The sequence below is a fragment of the Mycobacterium sp. genome, from assembly GCF_049278535.1.
Classification (GTDB): Bacteria; Actinomycetota; Actinomycetes; order Mycobacteriales; family Mycobacteriaceae; genus Mycobacterium.
On sequence record NZ_JBAPMI010000211.1, the window covers coordinates 34,769 to 60,795 of the forward strand.

At 64.5% G+C, this 26,027-nt stretch carries 24 protein-coding genes and 1 tRNA gene; 14 read left to right on the forward strand and 11 right to left on the reverse strand.

Annotated features, from left to right (window positions below; all coding sequences use genetic code 11):
- Positions 1–7 precede the first annotated feature (7 nt).
- The 5 genes from WAO18_RS14625 to WAO18_RS14645 are packed head-to-tail and all read left to right on the forward strand — an operon-like array spanning position 8 to position 6,217.
- Positions 8–829, forward strand: a complete 822-nt coding sequence (locus WAO18_RS14625; RefSeq protein ID WP_422206974.1) for an enoyl-CoA hydratase/isomerase family protein — start codon at positions 8–10, stop codon at positions 827–829.
- Positions 826–1,608 carry an enoyl-CoA hydratase/isomerase family protein gene (locus WAO18_RS14630; protein WP_422206975.1) on the forward strand — a complete coding sequence of 261 codons (783 nt, stop codon included), beginning with the start codon at positions 826–828 and terminating at the stop codon, positions 1,606–1,608. The genes WAO18_RS14625 and WAO18_RS14630 overlap by 4 nt, the downstream gene beginning before the upstream one ends.
- On the forward strand, positions 1,605–3,092 hold the full coding sequence (locus WAO18_RS14635) for a class I adenylate-forming enzyme family protein (protein ID WP_422206976.1): 1,488 nt from the start codon (positions 1,605–1,607) through the stop codon (positions 3,090–3,092). The genes WAO18_RS14630 and WAO18_RS14635 overlap by 4 nt, the downstream gene beginning before the upstream one ends.
- Positions 3,082–4,653 (forward strand): class I adenylate-forming enzyme family protein, encoded by a 1,572-nt coding sequence (locus tag WAO18_RS14640; protein ID WP_422206977.1) that lies wholly within the window; start codon positions 3,082–3,084, stop codon positions 4,651–4,653. Before WAO18_RS14635 ends, WAO18_RS14640 begins: the two co-directional genes overlap by 11 nt.
- Positions 4,646–6,217 (forward strand): class I adenylate-forming enzyme family protein, encoded by a 1,572-nt coding sequence (locus WAO18_RS14645; protein WP_422206978.1) that lies wholly within the window; start codon positions 4,646–4,648, stop codon positions 6,215–6,217. Before WAO18_RS14640 ends, WAO18_RS14645 begins: the two co-directional genes overlap by 8 nt.
- On the opposite strand, the gene WAO18_RS14650 is transcribed toward WAO18_RS14645, so the two are convergent.
- From WAO18_RS14650 to fabG, 5 genes are read right to left on the reverse strand one after another with little or no spacing between them, the layout of a single operon-like run.
- The gene (locus WAO18_RS14650) at positions 6,214–6,888 is read right to left on the reverse strand and encodes a GntR family transcriptional regulator (protein WP_422206979.1); all 675 of its coding nucleotides are present in this window, start codon (positions 6,886–6,888) and stop codon (positions 6,214–6,216) included. The two genes, WAO18_RS14645 and WAO18_RS14650, sit on opposite strands and share 4 nt — an antisense overlap.
- A 2-nt stretch (positions 6,889–6,890) precedes the next feature.
- Positions 6,891–8,084: an acyl-CoA dehydrogenase family protein gene (locus WAO18_RS14655; RefSeq protein ID WP_422206980.1), complete on the reverse strand. Its 1,194-nt coding sequence runs from the start codon at positions 8,082–8,084 to the stop codon at positions 6,891–6,893.
- An 18-nt stretch (positions 8,085–8,102) separates the two neighbouring features.
- On the reverse strand, positions 8,103–9,296 hold the full coding sequence (locus tag WAO18_RS14660; protein ID WP_422206981.1) for a CoA transferase: 1,194 nt from the start codon (positions 9,294–9,296) through the stop codon (positions 8,103–8,105).
- Positions 9,293–10,516: an acetyl-CoA C-acetyltransferase gene (locus WAO18_RS14665; protein ID WP_422206982.1), complete on the reverse strand. Its 1,224-nt coding sequence runs from the start codon at positions 10,514–10,516 to the stop codon at positions 9,293–9,295. The genes WAO18_RS14660 and WAO18_RS14665 overlap by 4 nt, the downstream gene beginning before the upstream one ends.
- Positions 10,513–11,304 carry a 3-oxoacyl-ACP reductase FabG gene (fabG, locus tag WAO18_RS14670; protein WP_422206983.1) on the reverse strand — a complete coding sequence of 264 codons (792 nt, stop codon included), beginning with the start codon at positions 11,302–11,304 and terminating at the stop codon, positions 10,513–10,515. Before fabG ends, WAO18_RS14665 begins: the two co-directional genes overlap by 4 nt.
- 96 nt (positions 11,305–11,400) lie before the next feature.
- Between fabG and WAO18_RS14675 the strand changes: the two genes are divergently transcribed.
- Both WAO18_RS14675 and WAO18_RS14680 read left to right on the forward strand, forming a co-directional pair.
- A complete protein-coding gene (locus WAO18_RS14675) occupies positions 11,401–12,573 on the forward strand; it encodes an acyl-CoA dehydrogenase family protein (protein WP_422206984.1) in 1,173 nt (390 codons plus the stop codon).
- A gap of 46 nt (positions 12,574–12,619) precedes the next feature.
- The gene (locus WAO18_RS14680; protein WP_422206985.1) at positions 12,620–13,441 is read left to right on the forward strand and encodes a mycofactocin-coupled SDR family oxidoreductase; all 822 of its coding nucleotides are present in this window, start codon (positions 12,620–12,622) and stop codon (positions 13,439–13,441) included.
- A gap of 22 nt (positions 13,442–13,463) precedes the next feature.
- Here WAO18_RS14680 and WAO18_RS14685 read toward each other — a convergent pair whose 3' ends face one another.
- The 3 genes from WAO18_RS14685 to WAO18_RS14695 form a co-directional block, all read right to left on the reverse strand.
- Entirely contained in the window at positions 13,464–14,558 is a 1,095-nt protein-coding gene (locus tag WAO18_RS14685; RefSeq protein WP_422206986.1) for a phosphotransferase family protein, read from the reverse strand.
- 87 nt (positions 14,559–14,645) lie between these two features.
- Positions 14,646–16,112 (reverse strand): adenylate/guanylate cyclase domain-containing protein, encoded by a 1,467-nt coding sequence (locus WAO18_RS14690; RefSeq protein ID WP_422207012.1) that lies wholly within the window; start codon positions 16,110–16,112, stop codon positions 14,646–14,648.
- 86 nt (positions 16,113–16,198) lie between these two features.
- Positions 16,199–17,683, reverse strand: a complete 1,485-nt coding sequence (locus WAO18_RS14695) for an aldehyde dehydrogenase family protein (protein WP_422206987.1) — start codon at positions 17,681–17,683, stop codon at positions 16,199–16,201.
- A gap of 170 nt (positions 17,684–17,853) precedes the next feature.
- Between WAO18_RS14695 and WAO18_RS14700 the strand changes: the two genes are divergently transcribed.
- The 5 genes from WAO18_RS14700 (at position 17,854) to WAO18_RS14720 (ending at position 23,254) form a co-directional block, all read left to right on the forward strand.
- Positions 17,854–19,023, forward strand: a complete 1,170-nt coding sequence (locus WAO18_RS14700) for an acyl-CoA dehydrogenase family protein (protein WP_422206988.1) — start codon at positions 17,854–17,856, stop codon at positions 19,021–19,023.
- A complete protein-coding gene (locus WAO18_RS14705) occupies positions 19,020–20,120 on the forward strand; it encodes an acyl-CoA dehydrogenase family protein (protein ID WP_422206989.1) in 1,101 nt (366 codons plus the stop codon). The genes WAO18_RS14700 and WAO18_RS14705 overlap by 4 nt, the downstream gene beginning before the upstream one ends.
- A 229-nt stretch (positions 20,121–20,349) precedes the next feature.
- On the forward strand, positions 20,350–21,675 hold the full coding sequence (locus tag WAO18_RS14710) for a TetR/AcrR family transcriptional regulator (RefSeq protein ID WP_422206990.1): 1,326 nt from the start codon (positions 20,350–20,352) through the stop codon (positions 21,673–21,675).
- A 232-nt stretch (positions 21,676–21,907) separates the two neighbouring features.
- Positions 21,908–22,747 carry an SDR family oxidoreductase gene (locus WAO18_RS14715; RefSeq protein ID WP_422206991.1) on the forward strand — a complete coding sequence of 280 codons (840 nt, stop codon included), beginning with the start codon at positions 21,908–21,910 and terminating at the stop codon, positions 22,745–22,747.
- Between the two features lie 87 nt (positions 22,748–22,834).
- Complete coding sequence (locus tag WAO18_RS14720) at positions 22,835–23,254, forward strand: lipoprotein LpqH (protein ID WP_422206992.1); 420 nt, start codon at positions 22,835–22,837, stop codon at positions 23,252–23,254.
- Between the two features lie 28 nt (positions 23,255–23,282).
- Here WAO18_RS14720 and WAO18_RS14725 read toward each other — a convergent pair whose 3' ends face one another.
- Entirely contained in the window at positions 23,283–23,423 is a 141-nt protein-coding gene (locus tag WAO18_RS14725; RefSeq protein ID WP_422206993.1) for a hypothetical protein, read from the reverse strand.
- Positions 23,424–23,708: 285 nt separating this feature from the next.
- Here WAO18_RS14725 and WAO18_RS14730 point away from each other — a divergent pair, with 285 nt between their 5' ends.
- Complete coding sequence (locus tag WAO18_RS14730; protein WP_422206994.1) at positions 23,709–24,359, forward strand: MPT63 family protein; 651 nt, start codon at positions 23,709–23,711, stop codon at positions 24,357–24,359.
- Positions 24,360–24,445: 86 nt separating this feature from the next.
- Here WAO18_RS14730 and WAO18_RS14735 read toward each other — a convergent pair whose 3' ends face one another.
- Positions 24,446–25,204 (reverse strand): thioesterase family protein, encoded by a 759-nt coding sequence (locus WAO18_RS14735; RefSeq protein WP_422207013.1) that lies wholly within the window; start codon positions 25,202–25,204, stop codon positions 24,446–24,448.
- Between the two features lie 109 nt (positions 25,205–25,313).
- Positions 25,314–25,400: transfer RNA gene (locus tag WAO18_RS14740), tRNA-Leu, on the reverse strand.
- A gap of 92 nt (positions 25,401–25,492) precedes the next feature.
- Here WAO18_RS14740 and WAO18_RS14745 point away from each other — a divergent pair.
- Positions 25,493–26,005: a hypothetical protein gene (locus WAO18_RS14745; protein ID WP_422207014.1), complete on the forward strand. Its 513-nt coding sequence runs from the start codon at positions 25,493–25,495 to the stop codon at positions 26,003–26,005.
- The last annotated feature ends 22 nt before the right edge of the window (positions 26,006–26,027 follow it).

Genomic DNA, 26,027 nt, shown 5'->3' on the forward strand with positions numbered 1-26,027 from the left:
AACGTTGATGTCAGCAAGCTCGGCACCGTCATACGACACCATCAAGTACGAGGTGGACGGACACAAGGCCACGATCACTCTGAATCGGCCCGACGCTCTCAATGCGCTCAGCCCTCACATGATCACCGAACTGCGTAGCGCCTACGACGCGGCCGAAACCGACGACAATGTATGGATTCTCATCGTCACCGGCACCGGGCGGGCATTTTGCAGCGGCGCGGACGTCAAGGCAATCCCGGGCGACGGCAAGGTGATCAACGAGCGACCGTATCTGTCCAGCTATGAGCAGTGGGAGGCGCCACAAGAAGGCACCCCACCGTTTCGCACGATGGCCAAGCCGGTGCTGGCCGCGATCAACGGATTGTGTTGTGGCGCAGGTCTGGACTGGGTGACCACTGGCGACATCGTGATCGCCTCCGATAAGGCGACGTTCTTCGACCCGCACGTCAGCATCGGGCTGGTTGCCGCGCGCGAGCTGGTCCGGGTTGCCCGCGTGCTCCCCCGGTCCACTGCCCTGCGCATGGCTTTGGTGGGCAAGCACGAACGGATGAGTGCGCAGCGAGCTTACGAGCTCGGCATGATCACTGAGATCGTCGAACACGACCATCTGCTGGAACGCGCTCATGAGATCGCCGACATCGTCAACTTGAATGCGCCGCTTGCCGTCCGGGGCACCCGGCTGGCGATCCTCAAGGGCCTGGACCTACCACTGCACGAAGCCGAGATGTTGGCCGAATCATTCCGCGAACGCAATCTGCACACCGAGGACTCACTGGAAGGACCTCGGGCGTTCATGGAGAAGCGCCCACCGGAGTGGCAGTGTCGATGAGCTTCGAAACCATCGAGTTGCACGTAGACCGTGGCGACCGGGTCGCGACGATCACGCTCAACCGGCCCGCTCAACTCAACGCCTTCAACCGAGCCATGTGCGAGGAGATCGCCGAGGCGTGGCGCATCGTCAAGGCGGACGACTCCGTCAACGCCGTCGTGTTGCGGTCAGCCGGCAGCCGGGCCTTCAGCGCAGGCCTTGATGTCAAGACGCCCTATGGGCAGCCCGAAAACATCTGGAATCACGAGGATCCCGGCGAGGCGCTCAGCCCTAAGTGGCAGAAGATGTGGAAGCCGGTGGTGTGCGCCGTGCAGGGCATGTGCACGGCCGGTGCGTTCTACTTCGTCAACGAGTCCGATGTAGTCATCTGCTCGACCGACGCGACGTTCTTCGACTCCCACGTATCGGCCGGCCTGGTGTGCGCACTGGAGCCGGTCGGGCTGATGCGCCGGATCGGTCTGGGCGAAACGCTGCGAATCGCGTTGATGGGTAATGACGAGCGGGTCAGCGCCGACACTGCTCTTCGCATCGGCCTGGTGTCCGAAGTGGTGTCCCCCGAGGACCTGTGGTCACGCGCCCACCAGATCGCCGCGACCATTGCGGCCAACCCGCCGTCCGCGACTCAGGGCACCGTCAAAGCGATTTGGGAATCGCTCGACAAGCCCTACCGCGCAGCACTGGACCAAGGGCTGATCTACACCCGGCTTGGAAACCCGATCGGCACCGCCGAATTGGCTAAGCGTGGCGACCGTCGCGCGTCGGACCCGCGAATTCGATGACCACACATCGGCTCAGTCAGCGCATCGACGATGTGCTTCGTCTGCAGCCCGACGAGCCGGCGGTGGAATACGACCGTCAATGGTTGACCTGGGGACAGCTTCGCGAACTCGCCGAACAGATCAGTTCGCTGATCGGCACTCACCAACCTCAGGTCGGCATTCTGTTACGCAACCGCCCCGCGCACGTTGCCGCGCTGCTGGGGGTGCTGCGCCGCGGGGCCACCGCTGTCGTGATCAACCCTGGCCGTGGCGACGAGCGCGTCAAAGCCGATGTCGATCAGCTTGCGCTGCCGGTAATCATCGGTGAACCAGCCGATCTCGCCGCGCTCGGCGAGCCGCCTGCCACCACCTTGGTATCGATCTCAGATCTCGTCGCCAAGCCGAAATGGATTGCTACCAAGCCGGCTCGGGAGTACCACGAGCGACCCGGGGTCGCGGTGCGGATGTTGACCAGCGGAACGACTGGACCGCCCAAACGCGTGGACCTAACCTATGACATGCTGGCGCACAGCGTGATGGGTCGTGAGGCCGCTCAATCAACGCCGCCAACGGAATTGCGCCACGGTGTGGCTATCGTCAACTCACCGCTGGTGCACATCGGTGGGGTGTTCCGAATCCTGCAATGCATTGCCGAGGCGCGACGCTTCGTGTTGCTGGAGCGATTCGAGCTCAGCCGGTGGGCCGAAGCGGTGCGCGCGCATCGGCCGCGCGCGGTTTCGCTTGTGCCGACGGCGTTACGAATGGTGTTGCACTCCGACTTATCTCGCGAGGATTTGGCGAGCGTGCGCGCCGTGACATCAGGCACCGCGCCGTTGTCTCCCGAGGATTCCGACGCCTTCACCGAGAAGTATGGAATACCGGTTCTGACTTCCTATGCCGCGACGGAATTCGGCGGCGGGGTGGCGAGCTGGACATTGGCCGACCACCAGAAATACTGGCGCGCCAAGCGTGGCAGCGTGGGCCGTGCCAACCCCGGGGCGCAATTGCGGGTGGTCAGCGACGACGGTAGTGCGCTCGGACCCGACCAGATCGGCTTGCTGGAGGTAAAACCTGCCCAACTGGGACCCTCCGCGGACTGGATGCGCACCACGGACACGGCGCGCATCGATGCCGACGGCTTTCTGTGGATCGTCGGCCGTGCAGACCAGGCGATCATCCGCGGCGGCTTCAAAGTGATACCCGACGATGTGCGCAGCGCGTTGGAAAGCCACCCCGCGGTAGCGGGCGCCGCTGTCGTCGCGCGCAACGACGACCGCCTTGGGGAAACACCGGTCGCCATGGTGGAACTGCGCGCACCTGCATCGGCGGACGCCGCCGAACTCCTCGACTACCTGCGGAGCAGATTAGCCCGCTACGAGATCCCCACCGACATCGCGATTGTCGCCGATCTTCCGAGAACGCCGTCCGGGAAGCCCGATCTGGGCGAGGTCCGGCGCCATTTCGACAACGCGCTCTCGACCGCCCAGGGCGACCATGTCGAGTGAATCACCCACCGTCGCTGAAGTACTGCGCATCCAATCCCGCAGCCGGGGCGATCACCCACTACTGATCTGCGATTCCGAACGCATCAGCTACGCCGAAGCCGACCGGCTTTCCGGGCGGCTGGCTCGCGGACTCGTGAGTCTCGGTGCCGGTAAGGGCAGCCACGTCGGACTGCTCTACCCCAACGGCGTCGCGTTCGTCGTCGGCATGCTGGCGGCCGCGCGAATCGGTGCCGTCGTGGTGCCGTTCTCCACGTTCGCCACCGCACGCGAGATACGCGAGCAACTCGTCGACAGCGACACCGAATTCCTACTTAGCGCAGCGTCTTATCGGGCCCACGACTACGTGCAACGGCTTGCCGAGGTGCTACCGGGCTGCCGTCTCGACTCCGATGATCGGCTGTTCGACGTCGCCGCACCGCAATTGCGTCAGGTCATCTTCGACACTTCGAAAACCGGCCGACTGGCCGACACCGTGGACGAGCCGCTGCTCTCGGCAATGGAAAACGATGTCGACGGCTCTGATCCACTGGCCATTGTCTACACCTCGGGCACCACCAGGGCGCCCAAAGGCGTGCTGCACACCCACGCAGCACTCCTCGATCATCAACGAAACCTCAACTCGATCCGCGGCCTGACCGCGGCGGACACGCTGTTCTGCAATTCGCCGTTTTTCTGGATCGGCGGATTCGGGTTCGCGTTGTTGGCCACCCTGATCGCCGGCGCATCGCTGGTGTGCTCGAACACCGAGGACGCCGGCGCGACGCTGGATCTGCTCGAGGCCGAAAGGCCCACCATCACCAACGGATTCGCGGGCGCGGTCAGGCATTTGACGCAGCATCCGAGTTTCGCACGACGCGACCTGTCGTCGATGCGACGCGGCAACCTGTACCCGATCATGGCTCCTGAGGTAAGACCGGTCGACCCCGAGTTGCGGCACAACATGCTCGGGCTTACCGAGGCCGGCAGCGTGGTGCTGATCAGTGCGGACGAGACCGACCAGCCCGAGCATCGACGTGGGTCCTTCGGCCAGGCGGCACCAGGGTTGGAGTCCAAGATCGTCGACCCCGTCACCGGTATGCCGGTCGAGGACGGGGCGCTCGGCGAGCTATGCATCCGCGGGCCATGCCTGATGCAGCGCTACTACAAGCGCAGCCGGGAAGAATGTTTCGACGCCGACGGCTGGCTGCACACCGGCGACCTGGCCGCCACCGACAACGACGGATTCGTCTACTACATCGGCCGCCGCGGTTCGATGATCAAGACGGCCGGCGCCAACGTGTCTCCGGCCGAAGTCGAGCAGGCGATCGCGAAGGTCGCCGGTAGTGCGGTGGCCTACGTATTCGGGCTCCCGGACCCCGAGCGCGGCCAGGTGGTCGCTGCCGTCGTCGCGCTGGACAACGGCAAGAAATTCGATGAGTCGGAGCTACGACGCGAGCTCGCAACAGAACTCTCCGCATACAAGATCCCGCGCCGATTCGCGGCGATCTCCCCAGCCGATGTCCCGCTGTTGGCCAGCGGGAAAGCCGATGTGCAGCAACTGAAAAGGCTGTTCGATGCCTGACACAGTCGACGATCTGGTGCGGCACCGCTCGGCGCATGACGACGCCAAGCCGATAGTGATCGACCCCTCTTGCCGGCTCAGCTACCGCGAACTGGACGTCACCACACATGATTTGGCCGCGGCGTTCGTCGACGCCGGTGTCGTGAAGGGCACCCGGGTCGGGCTCATCATGCCCAACGGCGTGCGTTGGGTGCAGATCGCGATCGCGCTCACCCGGATCGGTGCTGTGCTGGTGCCGTTGAGCACGCTGCTGCAGCCGCGGGAATTGATTGCCCAGCTGCGGACCGCCTCGGTACAGGCCCTGATCAGCGTCGAAGAATTCCGCGGGCACCGCTACCTCGACGACCTGCGAACCGCACTGGGCGTTCGCGATCTGCGCACAACACCGCAGGGCCCTGAACTTCCTGCCTTGCGCCAGGTGTGGGCGGCCGATCGACTACCGGATGCCCCCACCGCCGACACGACCGGCCCTCTCGTCGACGCCCTGTCCGCAACGGTGACGCCGAGCGATCCGATGGTCATCATGTTCACATCCGGCAGCAGCGGCGCACCCAAAGGGACGGTGCACTCACACGGCAGTGCGCTAGGCGCTGTCCGGTCCGGATTGGCAAGCCGTTGCATCGATTCCGACACCCGGCTGTATCTACCGATGCCCTTCTTCTGGGTGGGCGGCTTCGGCAGCGGAGTGCTTTCCACCCTGGTGGCCGGCGCGACTCTGGTCACCGAGGAGATCCCGCAGCCGGACACCACGCTGCTGCTGCTGGAGCGCGAACGGGTGACGTTGTTTCGCGGCTGGCCCGATCAGGCCGAAGCGCTAGCTCGCCATCCGTACCGCGCCCGCGCAGACTTGTCCGCGCTGCGGCCGGGCAGTCTGGAAGCGCTGCTGCCGGCCAGGCAACGTGCCCAACCTGGTTCCCGTGCAACCCTATTCGGCATGACAGAAGCTTTCGGGCCCTATTGCGGCTACCGTGCCGACACCGATATGCCCCCCTCGGCCTGGGGAAGCTGCGGCAAGCCGTTCGAGGGCATGGAGGTCCGTATCGTTGATCCCGACACCGGACATCCAGTCGCAGCCGGAGCCATTGGGATGATTCAGATTCGGGGGCCACACACCCTGCGCGGGATATGCCGGCGCCGGCGCGATGAGCTGTTCACCGCCGATGGGTTTTACTCCACTGGCGATCTTGGCCGACTCGACGAAGACGGCTTCCTCTTCTACCACGGTCGATCCGATGACATGTTCAAGGTCAGCGGCGCGACCGTCTATCCGACCGAAGTGGAGCAGGCGCTGCGCGACATCGACGGTGTCGACACCGCCTTCGTCACTAATCTCACTGATGCACAAGGTGATCGGGTGGGTGCGGTCGTGGTGTGCGATACCGCCGCGACCAGCGCCGAACACCTCCGCGAATCGGCCCGTGCGCTGCTCAGCGCCTTCAAAGTGCCGAGCGTCTGGCTGCTCGCCGACTCGGACGACATGATTCCACGAGGCCCAACCGGCAAGGTCGATGTCCGGCGGCTGCGCGAGCTCTTGCTCAGTGCGGCGAACGTGCGGCCTGGCTAGGTCGGATCGACGACTCCGTGTTCGGCCAGGTGGTCGATCAGCGGAGCGGCGCCGGCGGCAAGGTGATCGGACATCGCTTTACGGGCCAGATCGCTGTTGTGTTTGGCCAGCGCCGTCAACACCCGGCGGTGGTCTTTGATCGACTGATCGGGCCAGCCGCTGATAGTGGGAAACACAGATTCCGGCGCATACCGGGTGATCTGCGACATCATCTGCGCAAGCTTCGGCGACTCGGCAGCGACATTGATGGCCCGGTGAAACTCGTGATTGAGCCGTACTGTTCGCTCGATGTCGTTGCCCGCGTACGCTTGCTCGAGCTCGGCCTGGATTCCCTTGAGTTCGCGAAGCTGGTCGTCGCTGATGCTAACCGCAGCCCGGGCCGCGAGCTCACCACCCACGTGAGCCTGCAGATTCGCGATGTCGGCAAGGTCGCGTTCAGTGACGGGAAGCACGACGAAGCCACGGCGTGGCTGCTGGGCCAGTAGGCCCTCGGCGCGCAACTCGAACAGCGCCTCGCGTACCGGCGTCACGCTGATCCCGAGTTCGGCCGCCAGCTGATCCAGTCGAACGTACTCGCCCGCGGAGTACGTGCCGTCGAAGATCCGCTTACGGACATAGCGCGCAACATCTTCGGAAAGCTGGGGACGCGCGGCGAAATCCGGGATGCTCACGGTCAAATCCGATACTCGGCAAGGAGTCGCTTGCTGATGATCGACTTCTGTATCTCACTTGTTCCCTCGCCGATGAGCAGAAACGGCGCATCGCGCATCAGCCGCTCGATTTCGTACTCTTTGGAGTAGCCGTAGCCGCCGTGGATGCGGAAGCTCTGCTGGGTGACCTCCGAGCAGAATTCGCTGGCAAGATATTTTGCCATTCCGGCCGCGACGTCGTTACGCTCGCCGGAATCCTTCAACCGGGCGGCGTTGACCATCATCAGGTGAGCTGCCTCGACTTTGGTTGCCATCTCGGCGATTTGGAAGGCAATGGCCTGGTGTTCGGCGATCGGTTTACCGAAGGTGTGACGTTGCTGCGCATACCGCACGGCGAGTTCGAATGCGCGGATAGCCACCCCGACCGCTCGGGCCGAAACGTTGACTCGGCCGACCTCGATGCCGTCCATCATCTGGTAGAAACCCTGGCCCGGGACGCCGCCCAGGACGTCGTCGGCGCTCGCGGCGTATCCGTCGAAGATGAGTTCCGTGGTGTCGATTCCCTTGTAGCCCAGCTTGTCGATCTTTCCCGGTATCGTCAGTCCGGGCATCACCTCCCCGAAACCGGTGGGCTTCTCGATGAGGAATGCGGTCAGATTCCGGTGCGGTGCGTCCGCGCCTTCGTCGGTGCGAACCAGCGCCGCAACCAAACTGGAGCTGGCACCGTTGGTCAGCCACATCTTCTGGCCGTTGATGGTGTAGTCGCCGTCGCCGTTGCGGGTGGCGCGGGTGCGGATCGCGGCGACATCGGAACCCAACTCCGGCTCGGACATCGAGAACGATCCGCGAATCTCACCGGCCGCCATGCGCGGTAAGAAGCGCTGCTTCTGCTCGTCGGTGCCGTGCTGACGCAGCATGTAGGCGACGATGAAGTGGGTGTTGAGCACCCCCGAGATGCTCATCCAGCCGCGGGCCAGCTCTTCGACGCAGAGGGCATAGGTCAACAACGACTCGCCCAATCCGCCGTATTCTTGCGGGATCATCAGACCGAACAGACCCATTTCCCGCATCTGGTCGACGATCGCCTGCGGATAGGTATCGGAGCGCTCCAACGCGGGCGCGTTCGGTATGACTTCCTTTTCGACGAATTGTCGTACCGTGGCGATGATTTCATTCTGAACGTCGGTCAGGCCAATCGTTTCAGCAAGTTTGGTCATTTGGCGCCGTCCTCCTTACTAGCTGGCGATCGTTTTCGCGTCGGTCAGACGCGTGATGTCGGCAGCGCTCAATCCCAGGGCCGCGGTCAGCACGTCGGCGGTATCGCCGCCCAGTCGGGGTGCCGGCTCACCGGCGAAATATTCGCCGTCGAAAACGGTCGGCATCCCCGGCGCGAGGTAGTCCCCCAGGCCGTCTTGGTGCAGCCGGGAGAACAACGGATTTGCGGTGACCCGTTCACCTTCGGCAGCCTGCCCGAAGCTCTGATAGCGCTCGAACAACACGCTGGTGGCCGACAGCGCCTGCGTCACCTCGTCGGCGGTGCGCTCGGCGAACCACGTCGCAAAGAGTCCGCTCAGCACGTCGCGGTATCGATAGCGCACGCCTTCGTCGGCGAAATCCGCACCGAGCGAGTCCGCGAGCGCCAAAACGGCTGCAGCAGTGCCTGATACCTCGACGAGATCCTGAAAATGACGTCTGGTCAGGGTGACGATCATGAATGCGACGCCATCGCGACTGGTGAAATCCTGACCGTACTGCCCATAAATAGCGTTGCCGAGGCGCTCACGTTGGGTGCCGTTCACCTGAGGCTCGGTCAGAAGTCCCAGATTGCCCGCGGTGGCCAGCGCGACGTCTTCCAGCGCGAGGGTGATCTGAGCGCCCGCTCCGGACTGCTCGCGGCGACGCAGCGCGGCGACGACCGCGAGCGCGGCATACAGGCCACAACAGACATCCCAGGCCGGCAACACGTGATTGATCGGGCCCGCGTGATTCGCCGGGCCGGTCACCAACGGAAATCCAGTGGCGGCATTGACCGTGTAGTCCACCCCGGTGGAGCCGTCATGACGGCCGAGCACCTGCAGATGGATCAGGTCGGGACGTTTGGCCACGAGCGTGCCATACGACAGCCAGGACAATCCCGCGGCGTTGGTCACCACCACGCCATCGCCCTCGACGATCAGCCGCTGGACCAGCTCTTGCCCGTCGGGAGAGCGCAAATCAACGGTGGCCGAACGCTTTCCCTTGTTCAGCCCGGTCCAGTAGATCGATGTGCCGGTCGCGGTGACCGGCCAACGATGCGTGTCGGATGCGCCGCCGATCGGGTCGACCCGAATCACCGACGCCCCAAGCTGACTCAACGTCATCCCGCACAACGGCGCGGCGACGAAGCTGGAGACCTCGACGACGGTGAGGCCGGCCAAGGGGGTGGTCATCGCGCCCCGACCCGCTCGAAGATCGCGGCCAGGCCCTGCCCGCCGCCGATGCACATGGTTTCCAGACCGTAGCGCGCGTTCCGCCGATTCAGTTCGCGGGCCAGCGTGGCCAACATTCTTCCGCCGGTGGCGCCGACCGGATGGCCCAGCGAGATTCCTGAGCCATGTACGTTCGTCCGCTCCCGATCGGCGGCGCCAAAGCCCCACTCCCGCATCACGGCAAGCGCCTGGGCGGCAAACGCCTCGTTGAGTTCGATAAGGTCGATGTCGCGCAATTGCAAGCCCGCTTTGGCCAGGGCAAGCTCGGTGGCAGGCACCGGGCCGATTCCCATCACGTCAGGCGGGACCGCCGCGACACCCCACGACACCAGCCGGACCAGCGGGGTGAGTCCGAGTTCAGCGGCTTTTTCCGGGGTGGTCACCAGACACATCGACGCCGCGTCGTTTTGCCCGCTGGCGTTTCCGGCAGTGACCGTTGCTTCTGGATCATCCTTGAGCAGAACAGCTTTGAGCTTGCTCAACGATTCCACCGTGGTATCGGCGCGCGGATGCTCGTCGGTGTCGATGACTTCCTCACCGTGTCGGCCGCGCACGGTCACCGGAATGATCTCCTCAGCCAGCAGACCGCCACGCTGCGCGGCCACCGCACGCTGGTGCGATGTCACCGCAAGTTCGTCCTGCTCCTGACGCGAGATGTCGTATTGCCGGCGCAAATTCTCGGCGGTCTCCAGCATCCCGCCGGGCACCGGGTAGTGGCGACCTCCGGCGGTGGTGCGTCCGCGCGCCAGCCCATCGTGCACCTGGACGCCGCCGCGGCCGCCGCCCCACCGCATATCTGTGGAGTAGAACGCGACGTTGCTCATGCTCTCCGCGCCACCGGCGACGACCAGATCATGGTCGCCGGAGCGGATCTGAAGACCTGCCTGAATCACCGCTTGGAGGCCTGATCCGCAACGACGGTCGATCTGCATGCCGGGAACCGTCACCGGCAGACCCGAATCAAGCGCGATAACGCGACCGATCGCGGGGGCTTCGCTGCTGGGATAACAGTGCCCGAGTATGACGTCCTGTACCGCCGCAGGAGGAACGCCAGTCCGGTCCAGTAGACCGGTGAGAGCAGCCACCCCGAGCTCAACAGCGCTCTGCGACTTGAACATTCCACCGTAGCGGCCGATCGGTGTCCGTACCGGCTCGCAGATCACCGCTTCGCGCACGCTCATAGGTGCCTTCCGCCGGTCACCTCGAGAACGGTTCCGGTCATGTACGACGACAGATCGCTGGCGAGGAACAGCGCGACCTTGGCGACCTCCTCGGGCTCGCCGGCCCGTCCCATCGGTATCTCGGCGAGCTTCTCGTCCCAGATTCGTTGCGGCATGGCCTCGGTCATCGCCGACCTAATCAGCCCGGGCCGGATCGCGTTGACCCGCACACCGAGGTGGGCGAGCTCCTTGGAAGCCGCCTTGGTCATGCCGACGATGCCGGCCTTGGCCGCCGAATAGTTGGTCTGGCCGACCATGCCGACCTTCCCGGAGATCGACGACATGTTGACGATCGCGCCGCGTTTGTTCTCCCGCATGACCGCGGCTGCTTTACGCAGCCCGTTCCACGTTCCCTTCAGGTGCACCGCGATCACCTGGTCGAACTGGTCCTCGGTCATCTTGCGCATCGTGGCGTCGCGGGTGATGCCGGCGTTGTTGATCATGATGTCCAGCGTGCCGAACCGATCGACAGCCGCCGCGATCAGCGCGTCGACCTCGTCTGCGGACGTCACGTCGCAGCGCACCGCGGTGGCGACGTCGTCACCGCCGAGTTCGGCGGCCGCAGCCTGCGTCGCCTCGAGATTCACGTCGCCGAGCACTACCCGGGCGCCCTCATCGATGAACCGCCGCGCGATGGCCAAACCCAGTCCCTGGGCGCCACCGGTGATGACTGCGGTTTGACCGGTCAACAACGACACACGATCACCGTCCTTCTCTTCGGGCCCCAGACACGGGACATCATCGCACATCATATTTCATATATGATCGCGCCCAGACGACGGACGGCGGGGCGCCGCCACACCGCGTCCGCTGGTAATTGCACCGCCCGAAGGGAGCGCTGATTCATGCCTACCGCGGTCGTCGACGACGACGACTTTCAGCAGATCCTCGCGCAGACCAGACAGTTCGTCCGCACCGCGGTCGTTCCGCGTGAGCAGGAGATTCTGGCGACCGACCGGGTGCCCGATGATCTGCGGAGCCAGGCGAAGGAGATGGGGCTGTTCGGCTACGCCATTCCGCCGGAGTGGGGTGGGCTCGGGCTCGATATCACCCAGGACGTCGAGCTGGCGATGGAGCTGGGCTACACGTCACTGGCGCTTCGGTCGATGTTCGGCACCAATAACGGCATCGCCGGGCAAGTGTTGGTCGGGTTCGGAACCGATGAACAGAAGGCCGCCTGGCTGGAGCCGCTGGCGTCGGGGAAGGTCGCATCGTTCGCGCTGACCGAACCCGGAGCGGGATCGAACCCAGCAGGCTTGCGTACCAAGGCCATTCGCGATGGCGCGGAAGACGATTGGGTGATCTCCGGCGAGAAGCGGTTCATCACCAACGCACCTGTCGCAGACCTGTTCGTGGTCTTTGCGCGCACCCGTCCGGCCGACGACGCCGGACCGGGTATCGCGGTGTTCCTCGTTCCTGCCGAGGCGGCCGGGGTCGAAGTCGGGACCAAGGACGCCAAAATGGGACAGGAAGGCGCGTGGACCGCCGACGTGCGATTCAGCGATGTCAGGGTGCCGGCCGGCGCGCTAGTCGGCGGCAGCGAAGATATCGGGTACCGGGCGGCAATGACATCGCTGGCGCGCGGGCGCATTCACATCGCCGCACTGGCGGTCGGTGCGGCTCAGCGCGCGCTGGACGAATCGATCACGTACGCGGCCACCGCCACCCAGGGCGGCACCCCGATCGGCAACTTCCAGCTGGTGCAGGCGATGCTCGCCGACCAGCAGACCGGAGTGATGGCCGGTCGCGCCCTCGTCCGCGACGCGGCCCGGCTGTGGCTCACCGAAGAGGATCGACGTGTCGCGCCCTCGGCGGCCAAAGTGTTCTGCACCGAAATGGCAGGCAAGGTAGCCGATCTCGCCGTGCAGATCCACGGCGGCAGCGGATACATGCGCGAGGTGCCGGTAGAACGCATCTACCGCGATGTGCGCCTGCTGCGACTGTACGAGGGCACTAGCGAGATCCAAAGACTGATCATCGGGTCGAACCTGGTCAAGGCGGCACAGCGCAAGCAGTGACGTAATATCGTCCCGGTTACAGTGACCTTTACGATACGGAGCGCACATGACCGGCCGGCTCACGGGCAAGGTGGCATTCATCACCGGAGCGGCACGTGGCCAGGGCCGTGCGCACGCCATCCGGATGGCTCGCGAGGGCGCCGACATCATCGCCGTCGATCTCGCGGGCAAGCTTCCACCCTGCGTCCGTTACGACTCGGCAACACCGGAAGATCTGGCCGAAACCGTTCGGCTCGTCGCGGCCACTGGACGCCAAATAATGGCCTCGCACAACGATATTCGCGACTTCGACGGTCTGCGCCAGGCTGTGGACGACGGCGTGGCTGCGCTCGGGCGACTGGACATTATCGTCGCTAACGCCGGCATCACGGCTCCAGAGGCGTGGAACGAAATCACTCCCGAATCGTTTCGCGACGTGATCGAGGTCAATGTGACGGGAACGTGGAACACCGTGATGGCCGGCGCCCAGCAGATCATCGACGGCGGCCGGGGCGGATCCATCATCCTGATCAGCTCCGCAGCCGGCCTCAAGCTGCAGCCATTCATGGTGCACTACACCGCCAGCAAGCACGCGGTCACCGGGATGGCACGCGCGTTCGCCGCTGAGTTGGGTATGCATTCAATCCGGGTCAACAGTGTGCACCCCGGTCCAGTCAACACTGCAATGGGCGGCGGCGACATGGTCGGCGCCTTGGCAAAGTTTACCGAGACAAGTCCGCACTTGGCGAACACCCTCACGCCGTTTCTGCCGAACTGGGTGGCCGAACCCGACGACATCGCCGACGCGGTGTGCTGGCTGGCCAGCGACGAATCACGCTTTGTCACAGCAGCGGCAGTACCCGTCGACCAGGGCTCGACTCAGTTCTGATTCGCCGCGGCGGTATGCGGGATCATGTCGTCGTTGGCTGCTGCGCCGCGTACTCGCCGACGAGATCCAACGTGCCCAGCTCGCGGATTGCCTGGCAGCCCCGGGCCAGCATGGTCAGCACCATGTCGTCGCCGCGATCGGTCGCAGTGGCGAACGCGAACCCCAGCGCCGAGATCAACAGAGCCTGCGTCATGCCGAGTCGGTAATCGCGCCAACAGGTTTCGCGGTCGTAGCCGGTTACGCCGTAGCCGGTAAGGGCTCGGTGGTACTCGTCGACAAGGTCGCGCTCGATCGATGCGCGCAGCTCGGGCTTGAGGCTGGTCGCGGTGAAGTACGCCAGATCGCGGGCGGGCAGGCCCACCCCGAGCGTCTGCCAATCCACCACCGTCACGCCGGCTGAGTCCGGAAAAAACAGCAGGTTGTCGAGCCGGTAGTCACCGTGCAACAGCGCGAACCGATCCCGCTCGGCAAGCAACCACGGTGTCACCAAATCCATTGCCGTGGTGAAGGTTTCCCGGTCGGCAGCGCTCATCCGGTCACCGAGCTTGTCCAGCGTGATCTCGGCGCTCATCCGGGCCACCTCACCCAGCCCGCCGGCCGATGCTTCGTCCGGCCGGGCGAAGGCGATCCCGGGGAAGTCCAGCCAGACCGGATCGCACCAGCTCGGCCCGTGCAGTCCGGCTATGGCCGTCACGGCCAGCCGCGCTTCGGGCTCGCCGCATCCCGCGAGTTGATCGCCTTGCACGGCCGGCGCCTGATCGGCGAGCAGCAGCGCGTAGTCCAACGCGTCATCGCTGATCTCGCAGTAGAAGCATTGCGGTGTCGGCACCCGCACCCGGTCCGCCACCCCGGTGTAGAAAGCGCATTCGCTGCGGTAGCCGATGGTCACCCTGTCCCGCACGGTGTCGTCCTGAGCAGGCAGTTTGATGACGAACGTGTCGGGCAGGTTGCCGGCGTCACCGGCGTACGTCGCCGACACCCGATAGGTCGCTCCGGTCTGCCCGGTACCGACCGCGACCACGTCGATGCTGAACAACCGCACGGTGGTTCCGCGACTGCTCAGGACCGCCGAGAGCCACTCGCGAGTGACGTCGTCGGGATATCGGGGAATGGGCATCGAGATCTTCGTCCCTTTCGCTGGCTAGACCGATTGCACAACTGTAAGCCATTCGGCAAACGCTGCTGACGAGTTGTCGCGCGAGCGCTAATTGTTGCCTGTCGGAGTCCAGATCTGGGTCGACTCCGCGCGTCCGCGTAGCACGGTCTCACCATGGGCGACCCAGTTTCGGCGCTCAGCCGTGTCAGCGCGCTCGATGGCGGCGGCCGAACTGACGATCCGTTGGTCCAGCGTCTTGGCGAAGTCGGCCAGTCGCGCCGCCTCGTTGACGGCATCGCCGACAACGGTGTATTCGTAACGGTTTTCGGCGCCGATGTTTCCGGCGAACACCGGCCCCGCCGATACACCAACCCCGAAGTCGACCAGCGGTAGCCGGCGTAGTTGGTTGCGTAGCGTGCGGGCGGTTGCCAAGGCGGCTGACGCAGACCCGTCCAGGGCCAGCGGGGCCCCGAAGACCGCCAGCGCGGCGTCACCCTGGAATTTGTTGATCAGCCCATGGTGGTCGTCGACAGCGCTGACGACGATGCGGAAAAAATCGTTGAGTACCCCGGCCACCTCTTGCGGCGGCCTGATGGCCGTCAGCGTGGTCGAACCAACCAGATCGATGAAAAGGATTGCCGCCTCTCGTACATCACCGGACAGCGAGGTGCCTTCTTCAAAGGCCCGTCGGGCCACGTCGGCCCCGACATGGCGGCCGAACAGATCGCGTAATCGGTCGCGTTCGCCGATTCCGGCGACCATTCGGTTGAATCCGTCTTGCAAGCGGCCGATTTCAGACTTCTCGTACACGCCGACGAAGGTGTCGATCCTGCCTCGCTCGACCTCGGCCATCGCGTCGACGACCTCGCGCACCGGATCCGAGATCGATCTGGAGGTCATGATCATCACCGGAAGCCCGATCAGAATCGCGACCAGCGTCACTACCAGGATGGGCATCTCGACCGATCCGGTCTTCGCAATGATCCAGCCGTTCGAGCGAGTCAACACCAGACCGGCAATCGCCAGGGACGGCAGACCACTGCCCAGCAGCCACATCCCGATCAGCCGCGTGAGCACGCTGGGCGCGACCACCAGGCCCTCGGTCCCCTGCGTGGCCGCCAACATAATCGACCGAAGGGATCGCTGCGTGAGCAGCAGACTCAGGCTTGCTGCCGCGGTCCCACCGAAGACGACCGCCAGCAGGGTCGGGACCCACAGGGGCGCAAGGCCGTCGAGATTCAGCACGAGGTAAGTGACACCGCTGACCGCCCACACCACCGCCAGGATCGTCGACTGCCGCCCGAGCAGACGCATGGCTGATCGCCGCTGCTCGACAGTCGGTTGCTGCCCGGCGACAAACCACCTCAGGACCGGAACCAGGTTTGCGATACCCCCGGCCGCGACCGCGATTGTCCCGAGCACCACGATCACTGTTGCGGTGATCAGGCTGGCCGCAGAGAAGTACGCCCTAGTCTGGCTGGCGAACTGACCGTGCAACGGAATCACGATCGCGGCGGCATCGGCGGTACCGATCAGATGGCCGCACGCGAGACCGGCAGCGTAGCGGATCGCGATCTTGCGGCCGGTCGCACGTTGCGCAACTGCGGCGTCGGTCACCGGACAAAGGTAGCCCGCCGGGGCGCCGGTTTAGCGCTCCCGTGTCAGACCGCCGGGTAACCCACGGATTTGACCTCGGTGTACTGGTCGAAACCGGCCACACCGTTCTGGCGGCCAACACCGCTGTCCTTGTACCCGCCGAACGGTGTGTCGGCGCCGTACGGTGCGCCACCGTTGACGCCCATGAAACCGGCCTTGATGCGACGCGCCACGGCCAGCGAATGCTCCAGCGATCCCGACATCACGTTGCCGGCCAGACCGTACGGACTGTCGTTGGCAATCCGGATCGCGTCTTCTTCGTCGTCGAACGGAATGACCGACAGCACGGGGCCAAAGATCTCCTCCTGGGCGATCGTCATTTTGTTGTCGACATCGGTGAAAAGCGTTGGCCGGACGAAGTATCCCTTGTCGAAACCGGTGTCCGCACCGGGTCCACCGACCAGCGCGGTCGCACCTTCCTCGACGCCCTTCTTGATGTAGCCCGTCACGCGGTCGAACTGTCGCTGCGAAATCACCGGCCCACACAGGGTGCCGGGGTCCTGCGGGTCGCCGCAGGTGACGTTCTCGTAGATGCTCTTCAGGATCGCCACCCCCTCCTCGTAGCGAGACCGGGGCAGCAGCATCCGGGTGGGGTTGGCGCAACCCTGTCCCGCGTGCATACAGGGCGCGATGCCGATCGCGCAGGCCAACCCGAAGTCGGCGTCCTCCAGGACGATGGTGGCTGACTTGCCGCCGAGTTCCAGAAAAAGCCGCTTCATGGTGGCAGCGCCCTTTTCCATGATCCGCTTGCCGACCACCGTCGATCCGGTGAACGAGATCAGGTCGACCTTCGGCGACAGCGTGAGCTCCTCGCCGACAAAGTGATCCGATGCGGTCACGACGTTGACGACACCCGCGGGGATATCGGTCTTTTCGGCGATCAGCCGGCCCAGCCGATTCGCGTTGAACGGAGTGTTCGGCGCCGGCTTGAGCACGACGGTGTTACCGGTACCCAGCGCCTGCCCCAGCTTGTTGAGCGTCACCTCGAACGGGAAGTTCCAAGGCACGATCGCACCGACCACGCCGACCGGCTCCCGCCAGACCTTGATGGAGGTGTTCGCGCCGGTGAGGCTGATCACCCGGTCGCCAAGATCGGTCTCCCAGGCGTATTCGTCGATCAGCCGGGCCGGGTACTTCAGCCCGTCGGCCAGCGGGGCGTCCAGTTGTGGGCCGAATGTGATGGCCCGAGGTGATCCGACTTCGAGGATGAGCTCCTCACGCAGCTCTTCCTTCTCGGATTCGATCGCGTCGTGCAACTGCAGCAGGCAGCGCTTGCGCAGCTCCTTGTTCGTCGACCAGTCCGTCTCGTCGAACGCGCGACGCGCGGCGTCGATGGCCCGGTGCATGTCCTCTTTGGAAGCGTCGGCCACCTCCCCGAGCGACTCCTCGGTCGCCGGGTTGATGTTGGTGAAAGTGCCGGCCTGGCCGTCGACCAACTTGCCGTCGATCATCATCTTCGGCTCGAAGCGGACCTTTACAGTGTCAGTCATGTTTGTTGCGCTTTCGTAGTCGGGACGCGGAGCGGGCGCCGTGACGCAGGATACTATGGAGAGCCTTACCGGAACGCAGTCGGTTGGCAAGGGCCAATGTTGACCAAATATCTGTTCCACCGTAAAGTCCGGCATTGACCGAAGTCAATCGCCCTGAGTCAATAGGAAACGTGGATTTCTCATACCCACCAGAGGTGGAACAGGTCCGCAAGGAATTGCGCGCCTGGCTGGCCGCGAACCTGACCGACGAGGTCATCGCCGCCAACCGCGGGCGAGGTCGGGACGAAGCGGCATTTCAGACTCTTCGGACATGGAACGCGACGATGGCCGCCGCCGGCTGGGCGGCGGTCTCGTGGCCACAGGAGTACGGCGGCCGCGGGGCCGGGGTGCTCGAGCAGCTCGTCTGCGCGGAGGAGACGACCCGGGCACGGGTGCCGGTCCACCTCAATGTGATCGGGATGAACAACATCGCGCCGGCGATCATGCAGCACGGAACCGAGGCACAGAAGCGCACGCTGCTCCCCCGGATGATGCGCGCCGACGACATCTGGTGCCAGGGAATGTCGGAGCCCGAAGCCGGCTCCGATCTCGCCTCACTGCGTACCCGCGCGGTGCGCAGCCCTGATTCGCAAGGCGATTTCTACGTCGTCAACGGCCAAAAGATCTGGACCTCACTGGGTCACCGGGCCAGCTGGTGTCAGCTGTACGTGCGCACCGACCCGGACGTGCCGAAGCACAAGGGCATCTCCTGCCTGATTCTCGATATGTCGTTGCCGGGCATCGAGGTTCGGCCGCTTGTCACGCTGAGCGGAGAGGCGGATTTCGCGGAAGTATTCTTCAACGATGTGCGGGTACCGGTCGATGCCCTGCTCGGCCCGGAGAACGGCGGCTGGGCAATCGCGACCACGACGCTGAGTCACGAGCGGGCCGGCGCCGCACGCCTTTACACCGAGATGCAAGTGCGGCTGCGGGAACTCGTCACCGATCTGGCGGACGTCGAGATCGGCAACCGGCCGGTGCTCGAGGACCCCACGACGCTACGACGGCTGGGCGAAATCGCTTTGCGCATCAAATATCTCGAGGTGCTGTGCCAGCGGTCGATCTCCGCGATTCTGCACGGCGGCGACGCGTTCGGGTCGGCGAGTCTCGCCAAGACAATCTGGGGCGAGGTCGGGCAGAGCATCGCGGCTCTGGCCTTCGACCTGCTCGGAACGCACCCCGACGGCCGCCGGTGGGCTGACTATCGCCTGACCTCGCGCTCGCTGACCATCGCCGGCGGGACGACCCAGATCAACAAGAACATCACCGCCCAACGCGTTCTGGGGTTGCCGCGCTCATGAACCTGGAGCTGACCGACGAGCAGGTCGCGCTGCGCGACACCGTGCGAAGCTTTCTCGCCGAAAAAGCTTCCATCGCCGGACATGTCCGCCCGCTCCTCGACGATGCGACCGGGACCACCGAGGCGGTTTGGCGGGGGCTCGCCGACCTGGGCACCACCGGACTGCTCGTGCCGTCCGAATACGACGGCGCCGGCATGACGATGGTCGAGGCCGGCATCGTGCTCGAAGAACTCGGCGCCAGGCTGCACCCCGGACCGTGGCTGTCGACTGCCGTCACCGCGACCCGAGCGCTGACGCGGTTCGAGGTGGATGACAGCGTGGCGGCTCCGATATTCACCGGGATCGCTGAAGGTTCCTTGACTGCCACGGTGGGCCCGCTCGCCGGTGGCCGCCCGAGCGTGGCCGACCGTGGTGACGGCGTCGCCGTGCACGGCGAGATCGAGGCCGCGTGGGATGTCGCCGCTGCCGACGTGATCCTCGTCCTGGCCGACGACCGAGACGGCACAGGTCTTTTCGCGGTTGCGCCGTCGACGCCTGGCATCGAAATCACCGCGCAGACCGGAATCGACCAGACCCGCAAACAGTTTCGCATCCGGCTCGACGACACACCTGGGCAATATCTGGGCGCCGCGTCTGCCGACGCCATCGAGGCCCTGATCGATGACGTGACGATCGCCTGGGCCGCTGACGCGCTCGGCGCCGCACGGGCAATCTTGGATCTCGTCCTCGAATATGCCAAAGTGCGAAGGCAATTCGGCCAGCCGATCGGCGCGTTCCAGGCAGTCCAGCACCTGTGCGTCGACATGTACGAAACGGTGGAGCTCGCCCGCAGCGGCGTGATCCATGCCTTGTGGGCCGCCGACGCGGGAAGTCGCGCGACGCGACATTCAGCCGCGCTGCGCACCAAGGCATTCGCCGGCCGGCTCGCCGCCGTGGGTGACACCGCCATCCAGGTCTTCGGCGGTATCGGCTACACGTGGGAACACGACGCGCACTTGTACCTCAAGCGGCTACTGAGCTGGAGCGCGTTTCTCGATCAACCTGACCACTGCCTCGTGCAGCTTGGCGCCGAGTTCGCCGAATCCGTACTTCACTGACGCGTTCTTGTTGGCCGCCGCGCTCATACCGTTCAACCTGCACAGTTGAGCCGAGGCAACCTGGTAGCGTTAAACCAAACATTCGGTCAAGGATCTTGCAGGACCGGCCCGTGGAGGTGTCGTGGGGCTTCAGCAACCATCCGAGGCTGCAGCCACTCCGAGCTCCGCGCGCCTAGACTTGCCCGATGCCGATTCGTTGGTCCGGCCTGAGCGCGCAGGGCGTTCAAGCATGACACCGCGGGGGCGGCGTGCCGCAAAACGCGTCCCCGACTTGGCAAACGAGGGCGGGGGCGCCTATGACGACGGCACTCGTCGTACCGAAATCCTGCAAACCGCCGCATCGTTGATTGCCTCCTCAGGCTTGCGCACCTCTTTGCAAGAGATCGCCGACGCGGCGGGCATCCTGCCGGGAAGCCTGTATCACCACTTCGAATCGAAGGAGGCAATCCTCGTCGAGCTGGTCCGGCGGTACTACGCCGACCTGGATCGCATCGGCGAGATTGCCCACGAGAAATTGGACCAGGCCGATCCGCGCTCGGTGGCCGACAAGATCGTCGAACTGGGATCCGCGATCGCACGCTGCGCCGTGCAGCACCGCGCGGCCCTGCAGATGTCGTTTTACGAAGCCCCGAGCGCGAATCCGGAACTCGTCGAACTCCTGCAAAACCCGCCGACCGCCGTGCAGCAGGCAATGCTGCAAACGCTGCGGGCGGGCAGGTGGAGCGGCTTCATCAGATCCGACATCGACCTACCCACGCTGGCCGACCGGATCTGCCAGACCATGATGCATGTCGGGCTCGACATCATCAGGCATACCGGCGCAGCCGATCAGACCGCAGTTGTCATGTGCCGCATCATGTTGCACGGCCTGGCCAGTCGATCGCACAGCGACCGAGAACTGAATAGCTCCAGCGCTTTCGCTGCCGCCGAGGCGGCGATCAACACCTGGGCCGACGAGAGCGAGGCCGACGGCAACGACAAAGGCGCGCACGTCCGCGCGGTCGCACGCGCCGAGTTCGGCAAAAAGGGCTACGAGGTCACCACGATCCGCGACATCGCCGCCGCCGCCGGACTGGGCACAGGAACGGTCTATCGGCTGATCGGGTCGAAAGACGAACTGCTCGCCTCGATCATGGAGTCGTTCGGGAAGAAAGCCGGCGGCGGCTTTGCCAGCGTCCTGCGCACCGATGCCACACCGGTGGAGAAGCTGGACGCACTCAGCTGGGTCAACATCAATGCGTTGGATCAGTTCCCCGATGAGTGGAAGATCCAACTCGCCTGGATGCGCCAGTCGCCGCCCGACACACCCAACCCGGGCCTGGCGTTCACCATGCGCTTACGGCAGCTCAGAGCGCTGTTGTCGGAGGGGATCGATTCGGGCGACATCCGAATCGAGGATTCGCCGTCGCTGTCCATGCTGGCGCGCTACGTGATGGACGCCCTGTGGGTGCCGGAGAACATCGTGCGCGCGCAGGGCAAGCACGCGGCGCTGGTCAACGCGCGCGACACCCTGGTGCGCGGGGCCGCCGAACGTGACACATCCGCGTCAATCTGACAACCAAGATTTCGAATACGCACCGGTAGGCGTCGTCGTCCACGCATACTTGCGGGGTGCGCGCTGACGGGTTCCGTGTCGTCGACTTCGCATTCGCGCCATTGAGATATCGCGGCTCCGCGTGCGGATCGCGGTCTCGCCCCCGACCCGGCAACCCCGTTCCTGTACCAAATATCTGTTCCACATAAAGTACTCGTGAGCCTTACCGTAGGCGCCCCAAGAGAGGATCGAAATGACTGGTATCGAGCAGTTCCGCTACGACGGCAAGCGGGCGTTGGTGGTCGGAGGTGCCACCGGCATGGGCGCCGCTGCGGCCAAGATCGTCGGAGACCTCGGAGCCGAGGTGATCAACCTCGACTACGCACCGGTCGAGGCCGGCCTGGGCCGCGGAATCCAGGTCGACCTTCGCGATCCGGCATCGATCGACAGCGCACTCGAGCAGGTCGGCCCCGTCGATGCACTGTTCTCCGCCGCCGGCATTGCCGACGGTCCGGACTTGATGAAGATCAACTTCATCGGTCACCGGCACGTGATCGACAAGCTGATCAGCAACGGCCAGCTGGGCCGCGGGGGGGCCATTTGCTTCATCTCCTCAGTGGCCGGCATCGGCTGGGAAACCGACTTGCCACGGCTCCAGGAGTTTTTGGCCACGCCCGACTTCGAATCGGCAGACGCCTGGAGCAAAGCCCACGAGGCGGACAACTTCGGCCACTACGGCACCAGTAAGCAGGCGATCAACGCCTACGTCGCGACGCACGCATTCCCCTTCCTGGCCAAGGGAATCCGGATCAACGCGATCTGCCCGGGTCCGACCGACACTCCCCTTGCCCGGGCCAATGCCGACCTCTGGCTCTCGTTCGCGCAGGACTACCGGGAGGCCACCGGCACCGCGACGCATACGCCCGAGCAGATGGGCAACGTGATGGCATTCCTCAACAGCGATGCGGCCGCCGGTGTCAACGGCGTCACCCTGCTGGTCGACTACGGGCACGTCAACTCGTCGAACACCGGGACGTTCGCCGCGGGTAAGCCGATCATCGACTTGCTTATGGGCCGGATCTCGCTGGGCTAGGCCTTCGCGCACGTTTAGTCCCGATAACGCACGCGGGCTGATAGAAAAAGCGTGCGAGACAAACCTGCATGGGTTGGGAGGTGCCCGGTGACGCGACGGCTTATCACCGCGGCGGTGAGTGCTTCATTGTTGGCGGCAGCCTGCTCGGGATGCTTCACCGACAACAAGGTGACCCAGAAGACCGCTCGCATCACCCTCGAGAACAAGACCCGCACCTCGCACGCTGTCTCGTGCAAGCAAGTTAATTGGTTGTTGACGGCGGATATCACCGCGGCGCCGGCCAATGTTCGGGTGCTCCTCAACCTGGACTCCGACAAGCCCAACGTCGAATCGGTGCATTTCGACAACTTCGAGGGCTTCTCCGGAGTCGCCAACGCCGGAGCCGGTGGTGCAAAACTCCATTTCGCGAACAACACCTACACCATCACCGGGACCGCCCAAGGATCTAAGCTCAACGACCCACGCGTCTCCATGACGGCGCCCTTCACGATCGAAGTGGGTTGCTGAGCGACAGATAGCGGCTGCTACGCAGCGCCTAGTCGGAATCTTCGTCGGGCGGCGATTGAAACTCCTGCCCGGGAGGCGAGCTTTTCAGCCAGGCCCTCAGTCGGATAAGTGGGCCGACGACAATGCCGGCGGCCAGCAAGATCAGTAGGGCGACGATCGCGGCGTTCACAAACTCAATGGTGACAGGTCGCGGGTAATTAGTCCGTGGCCGGCATTCACAAATTCGACGCGTGCGATACGGATTGCAAATGGTGCCCCTGTTGCCAGAGTTGCTGAAATTGTCCGCCACAGGGAAATGTTGCCGTGCTATCTGCGCAGGTAGTTGGGTCGAATCGGGCAAAAGAGCAATGCGCTCACGTTTGGAATGACTGTTGTGGGCTATTCCAACTCAGCGTGTTCTCACCTCGAGGGCGGGTTCGCGCTCCGAAAATAGGAAACCAAGAAGGAGCCCATCGTGAAGTTCACAACGACGACAATGAGGACGGCGATTGGTGCCGCGGGTATTGCCGCGGTGAGCCTCGCCACGGCAGGCAGCGCTTCGGCCGCGCCGAACATTCAAGGATTCGGTACCAGCGAACCGCTGGTCGACGGACCGATGGTGACCAACTACACGGTGAGCAACCTGCAGCCGAGCACCATCTCGATTCCGGGTTTCACTCCGAAGGGCACGCTGTACCAAGCGGACGTCACGGTTCGGTCGGACGGCGGTGTGGTCACCCCGCAGGTCCGAGACTTCAGCGCTCGCGGTCCCAACGGCCAGACCTACAAGCTGATCGACAACGTCGAGGTGCCGAATGGCCTTAACCCGGCGCCTATCGCCCAGGGCAGCGAGTCGAAGGGGACGTTGTACTTCGATGCGACCGGCGCCCCGCCTAACGGTGTTGTCTACAACGACGGACTGCAAGACATCCTGATGTGGACGTCGAACGTCCCGGGTGCCTCGCAGAACATGCCTGGTATGTCGTCGAACATGCCGGGGATGTCGTCGAACATGCCGGGGATGTCGCAGAACATGCCAGGAGCCGCGCAGAACATGCCGGCACCTGGTGAGCCGGGCGGCACCGGCCCTGCGCCGGGCGCACTTCCCGCGCCGGCAACGACCTAGCCCGCTGTGAAATGTCTCCCCTCGCCGCTCAGGCGGTGAGGGGAGACATTTTCGTACGGGCGCCAAAACCAAAGTGGTACAACGCTCTACCCATGGTTCGGCTGAAACGCGCCGGGAGGTTGGGCAAGAGCCAACGCGGTCCCCGTTCCGATAGGCCCGATGCTGTCGAACAGGGTCGCCGACCCGGCGCCCACACCATCGTTGCCGTAGTAACTCTCCGCGGCCAGCCCGATGTATTCGCCTTGCGGTAGCCGGCTGATGGCCACCGTGTAGTCGGCATTGATGTAACGCAAGCCTGCTGTGCTCCAGTGCGTCAACGAACTGATGATGTCTCCGGCGAAGGCCGCACGGGCGAACGGCGTAACCGGATGCCCTGCCACCATCGGGCGGAACATGCGCGTCCACGCGAACTTCTGCACACCGGGCTGCTCCCACTCCAACGGAGGCATTCCTGCGCTGCCGGCTTCGGTATCAGCGCTGTAGGTCCAGATGCCAAAAGGCATCTCGGCTTCGAGTGGATCGGAGTCGGTCGGCAACGGCGGCATGGCCACGGGTGCCGACCACACCTGACCCTCGGGTTCGGCGCTACGCCGCAAGAACAGTGCGCTGGCTCGTGCGACGACCCGGCCGTTTTGCAGCATCGCGGCGTCGACAAGTTTGATGCGACGGCCCTCGCGTTCAGTCGATGTCTCGATCGACACGGGTTCAATGGGCACCGGCCGCAAAAGATCAACCGTCAGCCGAGCCGGTTGAAGTTCGTCGTCGCCGTGACCGTCCAACGCCCAGCCCAGCAGCCCGCCGACGATCTGGCCACCCATCGTCTGGCCCCACGGTCCACGGGTCATGTTTCCGGGCAGATAGGAATCGCCGTCGGCGGTGAAGAATGCGTCCACCCGCTCATGTTAGGGAGCGGGTGGAATCGCACCGACCCCCGCGCCCGGCAGCAGTCCGCAGTGGTGCGGGCGGAGGGACTCGAACCCTCAAGCTCTTTCGAGCACGGGCACCTAAAACCCGCGCGGTTGCCAATTTCGCCACGCCCGCAGTGCCTGGCGATCGTACCGTCACTCCAATCCTCGAACCTGTCGGCGCTCTCTCTCTTAACTTGGCTTCATCGGAGACGACAGGGAGCGGGCATCGTGCGCTGTATAGAAGAGTTCGAAACTGTGCAGCGGCTGATCGCGGCCGGTGTAAACGACTGCGCGATCGCGCGACAGACTGGCATTCCGCGATGCACAGTTCGGGACTGGCGACTCCGTCCATCAACTCGGCCCAGGCCGGTGGGCACATCGGTCTGCGGGGTCCTACATGACTTCGCAGCATTCCCAGCCGCGGGGTATAGCTATCTGCTCGGCATGTACTTGGGCGACGGGTGCATCTCGCGACATCCGCGGGCCTGGCGGCTGAGGATCGTTCTCGACGACAAATACCCCAGAATCATCGACCGCTGCCGCGTCGTGGCGAACGATCGCGGAGTTCGAAGCGTCCGCTACCACTTCTCAAACCGATCCGACGACAGCCGTGGGCTGTTCAGCGCGGCGCTCGATGAGCTCGGGATCCCGTGGACACGGCCGCGCTGGTTCGAGATCGCCGTCTATCGGAAAGCCGCGGTCGCGCGACTAGACGAATTCGTCGGTCCAAAAGCGTGAGGGCGGCCCGCAGAACACCTCG